Origin of the sequence: Streptomyces sp. SDT5-1 (genome assembly GCF_052245995.1) — a bacterium.
Lineage (GTDB): Bacteria > Actinomycetota > Actinomycetes > Streptomycetales > Streptomycetaceae > Streptomyces.
Window position 1 is genome coordinate 7,832,444 of sequence record NZ_CM125963.1, and the last position, 15,695, is coordinate 7,848,138.

Below are 15,695 nucleotides of genomic sequence, written 5' to 3' on the forward strand. Positions count from 1 at the left end.
TTTCTCGGGTGCCGGGATGTGTGGGCATGCCTGAGAGGCATACGTATTCGAACCGCGTGTACGTATACTGGCCCGGCCGCGGGCCCTCGGCCCGATGGAGTCGACGAGGAGAGAGTCATGGCGATCACGAGTCACGACGTGGCGAGGCTCGCGGGCGTTTCGCAGCCCACGGTGTCCCGCGCCCTGCGTGACGACCCCCGCGTGTCCCTCGCGACGCGCGAGAAGGTCAAGCGGGCCGCCGAGGCGCTCAACTACGTGCCGAGCGAGGCGGGCCGCACCCTGTCCACCCGGGCCACGCGCCGGGTCGGCGTCATCGTCACCGACATGACCAACCCGTTCTACCCGCACGTCGTCGCCCCGCTCCACGACGAGCTGGAGCGCCTCGGGTACCGGATGATGCTGCTCACCGAGCGCTCCGACGAGGCGGTGGCCGAGGAGAAGCTGCTCGACCAGTCGCTCGACGGCGTCGTCCTCGCGACGGCCACCACCGACTCGCGCCTGCCCGCGCTCCTGGAGCGGCGCGGCATGCCGTACGTCTTCCTCAACCGGGACACCGGACGGCCCGGGGACATCGCGTCCGTCGTCGACAACGAAGGCGGCGGTCGCCTCGTCGCGAAGGAACTCGTCGCGCTCGGCCACCGCCGGATCGCCGGGATCTTCGGCGCCGCCAACACCACCACGGGCCGGGACCGCGAGCTGGGCTTCCGGCTCGCCCTCGCCGACGCCGGGATCGGCCTGCCGGACGACCGGGTGGTGCGCGGCGCCTTCGAGTACGACACCGGCTACGCGGCCCTGCCCTCGCTCCTCGACGCGGCCGAGCCGCCCACCGCCGTGTTCTGCGGAAACGACGTGGTGGCCATCGGTGTGCTCAACGCCGCGCTCGCGGCCGGCGTCAAGGTGCCCGACGACCTCACCGTCATCGGCTTCGACGACCTCCCGATGGCGGCGTGGGAGGTGTTCCGGCTCACCACGGTCCGGCACGACCTCGGCGAACTGGCCTGCCAGGCCGCCCGTTTGCTGGTCCGCCGGATCGGCGGAGAGGTCCCGGCCGACGGTGAACGGCTCGTCCTGCCCACCGAGTTCGTGCCGCGCGCCACCCACGCCGAGGCCCGCTGACCCGTCACGACCGGGAGACGACCCGTACGGGCTCGACGGCGGGCGCCTTGTCGCTCCGCTGCCGCACGACACCCACCGCGGCAAGCACGGCGGCGAGCCCGAGCGAGAGCCACAGCTCCAGACGGTGCCCCGGCAGCACGGCCATCAGGACCAGCACACCGGCGATGAACGCGATGGTGGCCAGCGTCAGATACGGGAAGCCCCACATGCGTACCTCGGCGGGCCTGCCGCCCTTGCGCCGCACCGCGTACTGCGTCAGCGCGATGACCAGGTACATCATGAGCGCGATGGCCCCGCTGGAGGCGATCAGGTACGAGAACACGTCGGGGAGCAGGTAGTTGGCCACCACCGCGGCGACGCCGACGACGGTCGAGGCGAGGACCGCGTTGCGGGGCACACCCTGCGGCGACGTACGGGCGAACGCGGCGGGGGCGTCGCTCCGCCCGGCCAGCGAGTACAGCATCCGCGACGCCGTGTAGACGGCCGAGTTCAGGCAGCTGCACACGGCGACGACAAGCACCACGTCCATGATCCGGGAGGCGCCGGGGATGTTCATCCGGTCGAGCACCGCCTGGTAGGAACCGGTCGCCAGGTCGTCGGCGTTCCACGGCACCAGACACACCACGACGAGGATCGAGCCGAGGTAGAAGAGGCCGAGCCGCCACACCACCGCCCGGATCGCCTTCTTGATGTTCTTGCGCGGCTCCTGCGACTCGGCCGCCGCGATCGTGACGATCTCGCTGCCCTGGAAGCTGAACATGGCGGTGAGCAGCCCGGCCAGGATGGCCGTGACACCCTGCGGTGCGAAGCCGCCGTGGCTCCAGAGGTTCGACACACCATGGGTGTCGGAGCCCGGCAGCAGCCCGAGCACGGCGAGCGCCCCGAGGACCAGGAACGCCACGATGGCGACGACCTTGATCAGCGAGAACCAGTACTCGAACTCGCCGTAGTTGCGCACCGCCAGCAGATTGCTGCCGGTCAGCACGAGGATCACCGCGAGCGCCGGTATCCAGCTCGGGATCGAGGTCAGCCCCGCAATCACCTCACCCGCCGCGATGGCCTCGATGGGAATGACCAAAATGTAGAACCACCAATAGAGCCACCCGATCGAGAATCCGGCCCAGCGGCCGAGTGCCCGGTCCGCGTACGTGGAGAAGGAGCCCGTGTCGGGGTTGGCGACGGCCATCTCGCCGAGCATCTGCATGACCAGCACCACGAGCGCGGCGGCCAGCAGGAACGAGACGATCACGGCGGGACCCGCGGTGGCCACGGCGGCCGACGAGCCGACAAAGAGGCCCGCGCCGATCACCCCGCCGATGGAGATCATCGTGATCTGGCGGCCCTTCAGGCCCTGGGTGAGGGCCGCGCCGGAGGCGGGCGCGGGCTCTGGGGAGGGTGGGTGCATGAGAGGTTCCTTGGCTTCGCGGACGGGGGGTGGCCACGGAGGGTGGGCCGGGGACGCGGCCGCCCCCGGCCCGGTGGTGCAGGGCAGGTCAGAGCTGGTCGCGCAGCGCGGCGGGCACCGCGTCGAACGCGCCGGAGGTGCGGCCGATCCGGTCGATGCGCAGGGTGGCGGTGGCGCCGTGCGCCGCGAGCCCCTCGAAGGCGGAGATCCGCTCGACGGCCGGGGCGAGCGCCGCCGTGCCCTCCTCCGCGGCGCGCTGGTACGTCAGCGGCTTCAGGAATCGGGACACCGACAGACCGGCGTTGTAGCGGGCGGTCTTGCCCGTCGGCAGCACATGGTTCGTGCCGGCGATGCCCTTGTCGGAGTACGCCACGGTGGACCACCGGCCGATGAACAGGGAACCGTAGTTGGAGAGGTTCTCCAGGTAGAAGTCGTCGTCCTCGGTGTGCACCTCGAGGTGCTCCGGGGCGATGACATCGGCCACGGCCACGGCGGCGTCACGGTCCTCGACCACGATGACGGAGCCGAAGTCCCGCCAGGCCGGGCCCGCGATGTCACGGGTGGCGAGCGTGGCCAGCTGACGCTCCATCTCCGCGACGACCGCCCGGCCCGTCCGCTCCGACGTGGTGATCAGCGCGGCGGGGGAGTTGGGCCCGTGCTCGGCCTGGCCGAGGAGGTCGGCGGCCACCCACTCCGGATCGGCGGTGTGGTCGGCGATGACCGCCACCTCCGACGGACCCGCGAGGAGGTCGATGCCGACCTGCCCGAACAGCTGCCGCTTGGCCTCGGTGACGAACGCGTTGCCCGCGCCGACGAGCATGTCCACCGGCGCCTCGCCGAGCAGCCCGAACGCCATCGCGCCGAGCGCCTGCACACCGCCGAGGGCGAAGACGCGGTCGGCGCGCGACAGGTACGCGCCGTACAGCACCGCCGGGTGGGCGCCGTGCTCGCCGGACGGCGGAGTGCATGCCACGACGGTGGGCACACCGGCCGTCTTCGCCACGTTGACCGTCATGAACGCGCTGGCCAGGAGCGGGAAGCGGCCGGCGGGGAGGTAGGCGCCGACGCGGGAGACGGGCACGTACCGCTGGCCGCCCTTCACACCGGGAGCCAGCTCGATCTCGAAGTCGGTGAGGTGTTCGCGCTGGGCGGCGGCGAACCGGTGGGTGCGCTCGTAGCCCATCTCCAGGGCGGTGCGGACGTCGGGCGGCAGCGCGTCGCCCGACTTCTTCAACTCGTGTGCCGACACCTCGAGTTCGCCGGACCAGCCGTCCAGCTCCTGGGCGTAGGAGCGTACGGCGTCCATGCCCTTGCGCTCGATCTCCGAGAGCATCTCGGAGACGCGCTCGACGACCTTCGGGTCGCGCTGGGCGGGCGGTCCGTCGACGGACGGCTTCTTGAGCCAGGTGAGGGGCGGGAGGGACTGGGCTTCGGCGTGCGTGATCTGCATGGCGAGGACGCTAGACGCGCCGCTGCCACAGGACTAGAGGGGCGAGTCCTGTCCAACCCGCAGGGTTTCCCTGCACATGTGTCCGCGCGCCGCTCAAAGGCTCCGTTCGGTGCGGATCTCGCGCAGGGTGTCCTCGGCGATGCGGACCAGCTCGCGGGTGGCACGGGACAGGGGGTGGCCCCGGCGTCGTACGAGCGCGATGGTGTCGTAGAGCGGCTCCGCGAACGGGGCCGTGTGCAGACCGTCGGGGAAGGCGGGGCTGTCGACGACCGCGCGGCTGGCGATGGTGTCACCGACCCCGGTGGCCGCCAGCTTCAGCGCGGCCTCCACGTGCTCCAGCTCGATCAGCGGGTCGACGCGTACGCCGGCGAGCTGGGCGCGCTCCGCGAGCTGCCGCCGTGTCGGGTCCTGCCAGCCGTAGTGGGCGTCGTACAGGACGAGCGGGGCGCGCGCGAAGTCCTCGATGGTGACGGGTGTCCGGGTGCGTTCCTCGCTGGCGCTGACGTAGTGCACCTCGTCGCGCAGCAGTGGGGTGACCTGGAGTTCCTCATCGTCGATGGGGAGCACGACCAGTCCCGCCTCGATGCGCCCGGCCGCGACGGCGGCGGCCGTCTCCGCCGAGTTCTGGCCGACGAGCCGCACCCGCACCGACGGGTAGCGGGCGTGGAACAGCTGGACCAGGTTGGACAGCAGGTAGTAGTCCGCGTTGCGCAGGACACCGAAGGTGGCGGTGCCGCCGCCGAGCGAACCGAGCGAGTGCACGGCCCGCGTCCCGCTGTCGGCGGCCGCGACCGACTGCTGGGCGTACGGCAGCAGCTCCTGGCCGGCCGAGGTGAGGGTCAGGGTGCGGCTGCCGCGCACGAACAGCTCGGCGTCCAGTTCCGCCTCGAGGCGTCGCACCAGCTCGGACGCGGAGGCCTGAGCCATGTCCAGGGCCCGCGCGGCGGCGGTGAACGACCCGAGCCGCTCCGCCTCGACGAAGGCTCTCAGTTGGGTGAGCGTCATGCGGCCACAGGCTAACCCTGCCCCTCCCGCAGGAAGCAACGGGGTTGTCCGTGGGGGAGCGGCCTGATTGGCTCGGACGGGCCCCGCACATCACCCCGCCGGAAGGTGTCTCCACGCCGATGACCAGCCCGCTGTCGCTCTGCCTCGTCCAGTCGGCCGCCCTCCACCACGCCGACCCCGACACCCTCGACGCGTTCGCGGCGGACGTCCGCCGTGTCACCCGCGCCCATCCCGGCGCCCGCCTGTTGCTCTACCCGGAGCTGCACGTGTGCGGCCACCGGCCGGACGAGGACCCGGAGTCCGTGATGGAGTCGGCCGCCGAGCCACTGGACGGCCCGCGCGGCGCCCGCCTCGCCGCCCTCGCACGCGAGACGGGTGTGTGGCTCGTGCCCGGAAGCATCTACGAACGCGACGACGACGGAGCGATCTACAACACCGCCCCCGTGTACTCACCGGAGGGCGAGCGCGTCGCCGCGTACCGCAAGATGTTCCCCTGGCGCCCCTACGAGACCACCGCGTCCGGCGCCGAGTTCGTCGTCTTCGACATGCCGGGGCACGGGCGCGTGGGCCTGTCCATCTGCTACGACGCCTGGTTCCCCGAGGTCACACGCCACCTCGCCTGGCAGGGCGCCGACCTGGTCCTGAACCTCGTGCGCACCCCCACCGTCGACCGGACCCAGGAACTGGTCCTGGCCCGCGCCAACGCCATCGTCAACCAGGTCGCCGTGGCCAGCGTCAACGCGGCACAGCCCGACGGCATCGGCCGCAGCGTCGTCGTCGACCCGGAGGGCCGGGTGCGCGCGGAGGCCGAGTCCGCCACCGCCCAGATCGTCACGGACGTCCTCGACCTCACCGAGTCCCGCCGCGTCCGCACCCACGGCACGGCGGGCCTCACCCGCGTCTGGGACCCGTTCACCGCGGGCCAGCCGCCGCTCGAACTGCCCCTGTACGGGGGGCGGATCGATCCGGAGCGGTGGCGGGAGGGGCTTCCGGAGGAGGGCCGGCGGTAGGGAGCCTCGTGCTCCGGGTGCGCCGACCGGCGGACCCGGTCGGCGCAACTGCCCCTCCTGGGGCGCTACGTGAGCATCCAGGCAGTGGTCCAGGCGGGCAACTCCCCCTCCGCCAGCGGCCCGGAGGACAACAGCACAGTGCCCTGCGGCAGCGGGACCGGCTCGTCGGTCAGATTGCTGACGATGTGCCAGCCACCGGAGCGGGAGAAGTGCACCGGGCCCTCCGCCGCGCGGGTGTCGGCCCACTCCAGACGCTCGTCCGCGACCAGCTCACGACGCAGGCGCAGAGCCGCCCGGTACAGCTCCAGGACGGAGTCCTTGTCACCGGCCTGCACATCGGCGGCGTACGAGCCCCAGCCGGCGGGCTGCGGCAGCCAGGAGCCGCCGGGACCGAAGCCGTGGCTCGCTCCCTCCCGGGTCCACGGCAGCGGCACGCGGCAGCCGTCGCGGCCCTTGACACGACCGCCACTGCGCACCCAGATGGGGTCCTGGAGGTCCTCGTGGCGGAGGTCGGCGACCTCCGGAAGGCCCAGCTCCTCGCCCTGGTAGAGGTACGCGGAGCCGGGCAGCGCCAGCATCAGGAGCGTGGCGGCGCGTGCCTTGCGCAGGCCCAGCACCGGATCCGGCACGGGCACCTGGCCGTCCGTCATCAGCCATGCCTCGGTGTCGGACTTGGTGGAGCCGGTGGGCAGCGCGTAGCGCGAAGGGTGGCGTACGACGTCGTGGTTGGAGAGCACCCAGGTGCTGGTGGCGCCGGCGCCCCGGGCGTCGGCGAGGGCGGTGTCGATGGTGGCCCGCATGACGCGGGGCTCAAGAGGCGTGTGCAGGAAATCGAAGTTGAAGGCCTGGCCGAGCTCGTCCGCAGAGGCGTAGGGGGCGCGCCGCGAGGAGCGGACCCAGGCCTCGGCGACGGCGAAACGCGGCGGTTCGTACTCGTCGAACACCCGCCGCCAGCCGCGATAGATGTCGTGGACGGCGTCCCGGTCCCACAGTGGGTGGCTGCCGTCGTCGGGCAGCGCGTCGGGATCGTAGCTGAGCGCGTCGCCGAGGTCGCGCAGGGGTTCGGCCAGGTCCTTGGCGAGTCCGTGCGCGACGTCGACGCGGAATCCGGCGACGCCCCGGTCCGACCAGAAGCGCAACGTGGTGTGGAAGTCCTCGCGGACCTCCGGGTTGTCCCAGTTGAAGTCCGGCTGCTGGGGAGCGTAGAGATGCAGGTACCACTGGCCGTCGGGAACGCGCGTCCAGGCGGGTCCGCCGAAGCTGGACGGCCAGTCGGTGGGCGGGAGTTCGCCGTGCTCGCCGCGGCCGTCGCGGAACACATAGCGGTCACGGGCGGCTGAGCCGGGGGCCGCGGCGAGGGCCTCCTGGAACCAGACGTGCCGGTCCGACGAGTGGTTGGGAACGATGTCCACCAGGACCCTCAGGCCGAGCCGCTCGGCCTCCGCGACCATTGCGTCGAAGTCGTCGAGGGTGCCGAGCCGGGGATCCACGTCACGGTGGTCGGCGACGTCGTACCCGCCGTCGGCCAGCTCCGAGGGGTAGAAGGGGCTCAGCCAGACGGCGTCCACACCGAGGTCGGCGAGGTACGTGAGACGGGAGGTGACGCCGCGGATGTCGCCGATGCCGTCCCCGTCGGCGTCCGCGAAGCTGCGGGGATAGACCTGGTAGACGACCGCCTGTCGCCACCAGTCGGCGTCGACGGAGGTACCGAGGGGGCGAGGACACTGGGACATGCGAGGACCTTTCGGGGTGGTGCGGTGTCCGCGATGAGCGCCGCGGGCAGGACGTGCGAGGAATACGGGTGCGGCTCAGCCCTTGACCGCGCCCGTGGTCATGCCGGAGACCACGGACCGCCGGAAGATCAGGACGAGCAGGGCGATGGGCACGGTGGCCACCATCGCCCCGGCGAAGATCACCCCGTACGGGACCTGGTACTGGCTGGTGAACAGGGCGATGCCGACGGACACGGTGCGCCGGTCGTCGACGCCGTTGAAGGTGAGTGCCAGCAGGAACTCCGACCACGTGGCGGTGAACGAGAACACGCCCGCGGTGAAGAGCCCCGGCCGGGCCAGCGGCAGGATCACGGTCAGGGCCGTGCGCAGGGCGCCCGCCCCGTCGACTGTCGCCGCCTCCTCCAGTTCGCGTGGGATCTTGCTGAGGTAGTTGCGCATGATCCAGACGGCGAACGGCAGATTGAGTGCCACATACGGGATGACCAGGCCGGGATAGCTGTTGAGCAACCCTGCCTGGCGCTCCATCAGGAACAGCGGGACCAGCAGCGCGATCGGCGGGAACACCGACAGCATCAGCAGCGCCATCATGATGGCACCCCGGCCCCGCAGCGCGAACCGGGCGAGGGCGTAGCCGGCGAGGAAGGCCAGGGAAAGGATCAGGGCCGTCGACATGCAGGCGACCACGACACTGTTGACGAAGTACTGGCCGATGCCGTTGCGCACGAACGCCGTTGTGTAGTTGTCGAGCGTCGGCGACTTCGGCAGCAGGGTCGGCGGCGTCGCACTGATCTCGGCCGGTCCCTTGAAGGAGGTCGACGCCATCCACAGCAGCGGCAGCGTCGCGCAGACGGCGATCAGGAGACCGCCGACGTTGACGACATTGACGTAACGGCGGACACCTGATCGGGAAGTCCGGCGGCTCATCAGCGGGCCTCCTCATCGGCCTGGGCGCGAAAGACGCGCAGGAACAGCAGACAGCAGCCCATCACGATGGCCGCGGTGCAGACGGCGACAGCGGCGCCTCCGCCGAAGTCGAGATCCTGGAACAGCACCCGGTAGCCGAGCATCGCCACCGACTGGGTGGCCGTTCCGGGGCCGCCCTGTGTCAGGACGAAGGGCAGGTCGAAGATGCCGAACGCCTGAAGAATGCGGAAGAGCACCGCGATGGCGACGATGGGCTTCAGCTGCGGCAGCGTGACCCGCCAGAACGTCGCCCACCTCCCGGCGCCGTCGATCTCGGCCGCCTCGTACACCTCCTGCGGGATCAGCATCAGCCCCGCCAGCACGACGATCGCCACGAACGGCGTGGTCTTCCAGACATCGACCACGACCATCGCGGCCATCGCGGGAACCGGTCGGCCCAGGATGTCCGGCTGACCGCCGAGCACCTGCTCGCACAGCCAGCTCACCGCACCGTACGTGCCGTTGAACAGGTACGACCACAGCTGGGCGGCGACGACATTGATCAGAGCCCAGGGCAGCAGAAGCAGCGCGATCAGCCAGCCGCGGGCCGCGCCGAGCCGCTCCAGGACGAGTGCCACCAGCGTGCCGAGGACCAGCTCGAGGAGCACGGAGACGGCCGTGAACCCCAGGGTGAACGCGAGCGCGTGGTACCACGCGGGGTTGGTGAGCAGCGCCTCGTAGTGGGCGAGCGTGGGGGAGCCGAGGCGCAATCCGCCGTATGCGAGGCGCACGTCGGCGAACGACAGGGCCAGCGAGAAGAGCACGGGGAAGACCGTCACCACCGCGACGACCAGCAGGGCCGGTGAGGCGAAGAGCCAGCCGGCCCGGGCGCGGCGGCGGGCAGCGAATCCGGACGGTGCCGGGGACCCTTCGGGGTCCGGGGGTGGTTCCGGGGGCCGTCCGCCCCCGCCCTTCGTCTCCGCCGGTGTTCTCGACCGCAGTGCGGAAATCACAGCGCCTTCCCTTCCAGAGCCGTATGAACGCCGTCCTGCGCGGCACGGACCCCGGCGGCAGGGGAGAGGTTGCCGCCGACGACCGCGTTGGCCGACGTGTAGAGCGCCTTGCTGACCTGCGGGTAGTGCGGGGTCTGCACCGGCCGTGCGACGAGGCGGAGCTCGGCGGCGCGCAGCACCGTGGGATCGTCGGCGGCCCGCGCCTCGCGTCCGTGGAGCACGGACGTCATGGCGGGGACCACCCCGGCCTCCCGTGCAAGCAGGCGCTGTACCTCCGCACCGGCGCAGAACCGGGCGAACGCCATGGCGGCGCCGAGCTGTCGGGAGCTCGGGTTGACGAAGTTGCTCCAGCCTCCCGCGCAGGAGACGCCACCGCGCCCGACGCCCTCGAAGCCGGGGCGCGGCACGACGCCGACCTTCCCGGCGACACGCGAGACATCGGGCGTGGACGCGTTGACCCAGGCGTAGGACCAGTTGCGCAGGAACAGCCCCCGCCCGTTGACGAACGCGTCCTGGGAGTCGGCCTCCTGATAGGTCGTGACGGTCCTCGGCGTGACCCCGCTCGCGGTGAACTCGGCCATCAGCGAGAACGCCCGCTCCGCCGCCGCCCCGCTCAGCGCGGCCCGACCTCGCTCGTCCAGGACGGTGCCGCCCGCGTCGGCGAGGAACTCGGTGACATTCGCGGTGAGTGACTCCGTCACCGCGGCCTGCCACAGGAATCCGGCCGATGTGTCCCCGGCCCGCTGCACCGTCCTCGACGTGTGCAGCAGTTCCTCCCAACTGCGTGGAACCCGCAGGCCGTGCTTGGCCAACAGATCCTTGCGGTAGAAGAGATACGTGCTGTCGAGGAAGAACGGCACCGCGTACGCCGCGTCCCGGTAGGTGGAACTGCGCCGCAGTGCCGCCGGGTAGGCATCCCAGAAACCGTCGGGCAGCAGCTCGTCGACAGGCAGGGCGAGCGATGAGTCGCCGAACTGCGCGGGCCACGTCGTGTCGCCGAGATAGACATCGGGCTGGGGAGAGCCGCCCGCGAGCTGGGTCGTGAGGGCGCTGCGATTGCCGTCCGACGTGGACAGCGCGTTGATCTTCGAGATCCGTACGTTCGGGTGGCGGCGCTCGAAGGCCCGGATGACGAGGTCCGCGACGACGGAACCTCGGCGGGACGGAATCTCCGACACCCACCAGGTGAGCCGGGCCGGGCCCCTCGGGACGGCGGCCGCCCGTGTGAGCAGGTCGTCGAGGTCCCGCCCTCCGCATCCGGACAACAGGCCCGCCGCGACGGCGCTTCCGGCGCCCGCCAGCAGGCTTCTGCGGCGCAGAGCCATGACTTGCTCCTCCCCTTCAGGACTGCCCGATGACAGCGCTTGCACGGTAGGGATCGCCGAGATGGAGTGTCAATGCCCAGGGTGCGGTGAATCCCGAGCCGTCCCCGATGACAGCGATGGCATTCCGGAGGGTGTGGGGTGGGTGACCACTGTGTTAGCGTCCCGCTCATGAGCGGTGAACGGGGCGCCACATTGGCGGATGTCGCACAACGGGCCGGAGTGTCTCCCTCGACCGTCTCGCGCACGCTGCGCGGCCTGTCGACGGTGTCACCGCAGACGCGCGAGCGCGTCGAACGGGCCGCGCGCGAGCTGTCCTTCGCGATATCGCGCAGCGCCTCCAGCCTGGTCACCGGACGTACCGGCAGGATCGCCGTGCTCGTTCCGAACATGGAGTCCTGGTTCCTCGGCGCGGTCCTCGCGGGGCTCGGGCCCGAACTCAACGCGGCAGGCCTCGACATGCTCGTCTACAGCGTCACCACCGCCGAGCAGCGCGCCCAGTTCTTCGACCGGCTGCCCGCCCGCAGGAACGCGGACGCGCTGCTCGTCGTCAGCTTCGCGCTCTCCCCGGAGGAGCGCGCGCGCCTGGACGGCCTGGGCATGCCGCTGATCTTCGTCAGCCAGCACGAGGCGGGCCGGGCCAGCGTCTACGTCGACGACGCGGAGGCCGCCCTGCGCGGCACGCGGCACCTGCTCAACCTCGGTCACCGCCGCGTGGCCTACATCGAGCCCGTCGACGACTCGGGCTTCGCCTGGAGCAGTCGTGCACGCCTCCAGGGCTACCGATCCGCGCTGGCGGAGGCGGGGATCGAGGAGGACGAGGACCTGGTCCGACGGGTCGCCCAGTGGCAGGGGCCGAGCCTGGATGCGGCGGTCGGCCGGCTGTTGTCCCTCCCCGAGCCGCCCACCGCGGTCTTCGCCGAGACGGACGACATCGCCTTCCGGCTGCTGACCGTACTGCGCGGCACCAACGTGGCGGTGCCAGGGAGTGTCTCGGTCCTCGGCTTCGACGACCACGCGATGGCGGGGCCCTGGGACCTTTCCACCCTGGCCCAGCCGGCACGCCAACTGGGCGTTGCCGCCGCCGAACTGGCGCGCTCCGTGATCCAGGATCCCGAGGCGAACCTGGAGCGACACGTCGTCCTGCCGGTGGAACTCGTGCCGCGCGGGAGCACGGGGCCGGCCCCGGAGGCGTAGCGCTCCGAGGCCGGGGGCTGGTAGGTCAGGCGGACACCGGCTGCGCCCGCAGCTCCCCGCGCAGTTCCGTCAGGCGGGCCCGGAAGCGCTCCACGGAGGCCAGCTTGATGTCCTCGTAGTCGCGGACGATGTCGGGCAGCCCGGCCAGTTCGACGGCGACCGGGAGGGTCTCGGGTGTCAGGTGGCGCAGGGCCTCCTCCACCGCCTCGCGGTACTCGCCGACCAGCGCCCGCTCCACCTTGCGCACCCGGGCCAGGGCGAACGGATCGAACGGGGTGTGCCGCAGGCGGCGCATGCCGCGCAGGACGCGGAACGCGGGCCGGAACCACGGCCCCAGCGTGATCTTGCGTTGCACGCCGAGCGCGCGGAGGAGCGGTGGGTGCAGACGGTACGAGACACGGGCGCCGGGACCCCACTGGGCGCGCACGGACGCGTCGAGCGATGGGTCGAGGGAGAGCCGGGCCACCTCGTACTCGTCCTTGTAGGCCATCAGCTTGTGGAGGTGGTGGGCCACGGCTCGGGTGAGTACGTCGCTGTCGGGCGCGATGAGGGACGTCTCCGTGGTGCGGACCCGCTCGACGAACTCCGCGTACACGACCGCGTAGGAGGCATCTTGATAGGACGTCAGGTCCTGTGTGCGCTCGGACACGAGGACGGCCGTCGGCTTGTCCTCCGTGGTGGTGTCGTCCGTCGGTGTCGTCAGGGTGCCCAACCGTTGTGCCATGAAGCGGCGGCCGTGGCGGAACGCCTGGATGTTGGCCTCGACCCGGGCCCCGTTCAGCGTGATGGCCTGCTCGACGGCCGCGGCGGACAGCGGGAGCGTACCGGCCTGGAACGCGGACCCGACCAGGAGCATGTTCGCGAACTGCTCGTCGGAGAACAGCTCCTGGGCGAGCGCGTCGGCGGGCACATGGTGTGTCGCGCGCGTACGGCCGTCCAGCGTCGAGCGGATGTCCCGCTGCGCGGGGAACGACGCCGCCGGGTCGGTCACCATGCGGCCGGTCGGCACCTCGGCCGTCGACACCACCGCCGTGGTGCGCTCCGGGTCGGCCGCCCTCAGCTGCGTCGGGTCGGTGGCCACCAGGGAGTCGCAGCCGAGGTACAGATCGCACTCGCCGCCCGCCAGCTTGGCCGCCAGCTCCACCGGCGTACGCGTGATCTTGAGGTCGGAGACGACCGCGCCGCCCTTCTGGGCCAGGCCCGTCTGGTCGAGGGCTCGGACGTGGCGGCCGTCGAGGGAGGCCGCCGTGGCGAGGATCTGCGCGATGGTGACGACGCCGGTGCCGCCGACCCCGGTGATGCGGATCCGGGCGCCGTCGGCGTGCTCGCGCACATCGGGCTCGGGCAGCGGGCCCGGGTCCTCGGGCGTGCGGGGCCCGGTGTCCCGCCGGGCGGCGGGGGTGACCGTCAGGAAGGAGGGACAGTCGCCGTCCAGACACGAGTAGTCCAGGTTGCACGACGACTGGTGGATGCGTGTCTTGCGACCGTACTCGGTGTCGACCGGGCGCACGGACAGGCAGTTGGACTTCTGCCCGCAGTCGCCGCAGCCCTCGCACACCCGCTCATTGATCATCACCTTGGCGGTCGGCGTGGGCGCCGTGCCGCGCTTGCGCTTGCGGCGCCGCTCGGCCGCACACTCCTGCTCGTGCACCAGGACCGTGACACCGGAGACCTCGGACAACTCGCGCTGCACGTCCATGAGTTCGTCGCGATGGCGGACCGTGACCCGGCCCCGTCCCGGGCCCGAGCGTGTCCGGCGCAGGGCGCGGCGCGCGGCCTTCGGTGCGGGCGTGGTCACCACGACGCGCGAGACACCTTCGGCGAGCACCGTGGCGACGAGCTGCGCAAGGCCACCCTGGGCGCCGACCGCGTCCTGGCCGCCGGTCATGGCGACGGTCGAGTTGAACAGGATCTTGAAGGTGACCGACACGTCCGCCGCGACCGCGGCCCGCACCGCCAGGCTGCCGGAGTGCGCGAACGTCCCGTCGCCGAGGTTCTGGAGGAAGTGTGTCCGGTCGACGAAGGGCGCCATGCCGATCCACTGGCCGCCCTCGCCGCCCATCTGCGACAGGCCCACGACCGTGCCGACCCGCTCCTCGGGCATCATCAGCACCATCGCGTGGCAGCCGATGCCACCGCCGACCAGCGCGCCATCGGGCGGCTTCGTCGAGGAGTTGTGCGGACACCCCGAGCAGAAGTACGGGGTGCGGGCCGCCAGCGGAAGGAGTATGCGCTCGCGCGGCCTGCGCTCCTGCCAGGTGCTCAGCCCGTCGAAGCCGTCGTGGTCGCGTAGCCGGGAGACCAGGCCCGTCGCCACGGCGTCCGGGTCGAGTTCCCCGACGTCGCTGAAGAGGCGGGCGCCGGACGGGTCCCGCTTGCCGGTGACACGGGGCGCGCCCACCGCCCCGTACAGGATCTCCTTGACCGCCGACTCCAGGAACGCGCGCTTGTCCTCGACGACCACGATCTCGTCGAGACCCTGGGCGAAGGTGCGGACGACGGTGGGTTCGACGGGAACGATGGCGCCGAGCTTGAGGAGGCGGATCCCGGAGCGTTCGAGGCCGGCGTCGTCGAGACCGAGCGAGGCCAGGGCCTGGCGCACGTCGAGGTAGGTCTTCCCCGCCGCGACGATGCCGACGCGGGCGGGACCCGTCGCGCCGAGGACGCGGTTGAGGCCGCTGCGGCGGAGGTATTCGAGGGCGATCGGCAGCCGGATCTGCTGGAGACTCCGTTCGAGCGCGGCGAGTTCGGTGCCCAGCAGCCGGGCGCTCGGTGTGTGGCTGTAGGCGCGCAGCCCGTCGGGGAGGCCGGTCAGGTCGGGCGGCGTCCAGTCCGGGCGCAGCGACGCGGTCGAGGCGCCGTCCGCGACGTTTGTCGCCACCTTCATCGCCGCCCACAGCCCGCTGGCCCGCGACAACTCCACGGCGTGCAGCCCGAATTCCAGCACCTCGGCCGAGTCCGCCGGATACAGCGTCGGCAGCTGCAGGTCGGCGAGTGCCGGTTCGGAGGAGCACGGGACGGTCGAGGACTTCGCGCTGGGGTCGTCCCCGACGAGCGCGACGACGCCACCGGTGGGGGACGTGCCGGTCATGGCGGCGTGCCGGACGGCGTCCGTGGCGCGGTCGAGGCCTGGAGCCTTGCCGTACCAGATGCCGGTGACACCATCGGTGGTCAGTTCGGCGACCGTGCCCGCGAGTTGAGTGCCGGCGAGCGCGGTCGCCGCCAACTCCTCGTTGAGCGCGGGCGCGTGCACGATGTCGTGCGCGGCCATCAGCGCGGAACGCCGCTGGATCTCCAGGTCGTACCCGGCGAGCGGCGAGCCCTCGTAGCCGGTCACGTACAGCGAGCCACGCCGGCCGCCGCGCCGGTCGTGCCGCTGCCGGTCGAGCAGCATCCGCACCAGCGCCTGTACGCCGGTGAGGTAGACGGTGCCGTCCTCGGCGAGGAAGCGGTCCTCCAGCGAGGGCGAACTCGGTTCAACAGCGGTCACGGCAGGGGCTCCCTTGCGCGGTGCGTCGGTGGCCGGGTGGCACGACCGTAG

At 71.7% G+C, this 15,695-nt stretch carries 11 protein-coding genes; 3 read left to right on the forward strand and 8 right to left on the reverse strand.

Features of this window, described 5'->3' with window-relative positions:
* Positions 1-117 precede the first annotated feature (117 nt).
* Positions 118-1,116 carry a LacI family DNA-binding transcriptional regulator gene (locus ACTWJ8_RS36095; RefSeq protein WP_356373010.1) on the forward strand — a complete coding sequence of 333 codons (999 nt, stop codon included), beginning with the start codon at positions 118-120 and terminating at the stop codon, positions 1,114-1,116.
* Positions 1,117-1,120: 4 nt separating this feature from the next.
* On the opposite strand, the gene ACTWJ8_RS36100 is transcribed toward ACTWJ8_RS36095, so the two are convergent.
* The 3 genes from ACTWJ8_RS36100 to ACTWJ8_RS36110 all read right to left on the reverse strand — a co-directional run bounded on the left by ACTWJ8_RS36100 (position 1,121) and on the right by ACTWJ8_RS36110 (position 4,976).
* On the reverse strand, positions 1,121-2,521 hold the full coding sequence (locus tag ACTWJ8_RS36100; protein WP_443261708.1) for an amino acid permease: 1,401 nt from the start codon (positions 2,519-2,521) through the stop codon (positions 1,121-1,123).
* Positions 2,522-2,609: 88 nt separating this feature from the next.
* Positions 2,610-3,971, reverse strand: coding sequence for a histidinol dehydrogenase (gene hisD, locus ACTWJ8_RS36105; RefSeq protein WP_356373008.1), 1,362 nt, complete (start codon positions 3,969-3,971; stop codon positions 2,610-2,612).
* A gap of 93 nt (positions 3,972-4,064) precedes the next feature.
* On the reverse strand, positions 4,065-4,976 hold the full coding sequence (locus tag ACTWJ8_RS36110; RefSeq protein WP_356373007.1) for a LysR family transcriptional regulator: 912 nt from the start codon (positions 4,974-4,976) through the stop codon (positions 4,065-4,067).
* Between the two features lie 119 nt (positions 4,977-5,095).
* Here ACTWJ8_RS36110 and ACTWJ8_RS36115 point away from each other — a divergent pair, with 119 nt between their 5' ends.
* A complete protein-coding gene (locus ACTWJ8_RS36115; protein WP_443261709.1) occupies positions 5,096-5,986 on the forward strand; it encodes a carbon-nitrogen hydrolase family protein in 891 nt (296 codons plus the stop codon).
* Between the two features lie 65 nt (positions 5,987-6,051).
* Here the strand turns inward: ACTWJ8_RS36115 and ACTWJ8_RS36120 are convergent, their stop codons facing one another.
* From ACTWJ8_RS36120 to ACTWJ8_RS36135, 4 genes are all read right to left on the reverse strand, one after another.
* Entirely contained in the window at positions 6,052-7,719 is a 1,668-nt protein-coding gene (locus ACTWJ8_RS36120; RefSeq protein WP_356373005.1) for a glycoside hydrolase family 13 protein, read from the reverse strand.
* Positions 7,720-7,794: 75 nt separating this feature from the next.
* Entirely contained in the window at positions 7,795-8,643 is an 849-nt protein-coding gene (locus ACTWJ8_RS36125) for a carbohydrate ABC transporter permease (protein WP_356373004.1), read from the reverse strand.
* On the reverse strand, positions 8,643-9,635 hold the full coding sequence (locus ACTWJ8_RS36130; RefSeq protein ID WP_356373003.1) for a carbohydrate ABC transporter permease: 993 nt from the start codon (positions 9,633-9,635) through the stop codon (positions 8,643-8,645). Before ACTWJ8_RS36130 ends, ACTWJ8_RS36125 begins: the two co-directional genes overlap by 1 nt.
* Positions 9,632-10,960, reverse strand: a complete 1,329-nt coding sequence (locus ACTWJ8_RS36135; protein ID WP_356373002.1) for an extracellular solute-binding protein — start codon at positions 10,958-10,960, stop codon at positions 9,632-9,634. Before ACTWJ8_RS36135 ends, ACTWJ8_RS36130 begins: the two co-directional genes overlap by 4 nt.
* Before the next feature lie 168 nt (positions 10,961-11,128).
* Here ACTWJ8_RS36135 and ACTWJ8_RS36140 point away from each other — a divergent pair, with 168 nt between their 5' ends.
* The gene (locus tag ACTWJ8_RS36140; protein WP_443261710.1) at positions 11,129-12,154 is read left to right on the forward strand and encodes a LacI family DNA-binding transcriptional regulator; all 1,026 of its coding nucleotides are present in this window, start codon (positions 11,129-11,131) and stop codon (positions 12,152-12,154) included.
* A 25-nt stretch (positions 12,155-12,179) separates the two neighbouring features.
* On the opposite strand, the gene ACTWJ8_RS36145 is transcribed toward ACTWJ8_RS36140, so the two are convergent.
* Positions 12,180-15,644 (reverse strand): indolepyruvate ferredoxin oxidoreductase family protein, encoded by a 3,465-nt coding sequence (locus ACTWJ8_RS36145; RefSeq protein WP_443261711.1) that lies wholly within the window; start codon positions 15,642-15,644, stop codon positions 12,180-12,182.
* Positions 15,645-15,695 lie beyond the last annotated feature (51 nt).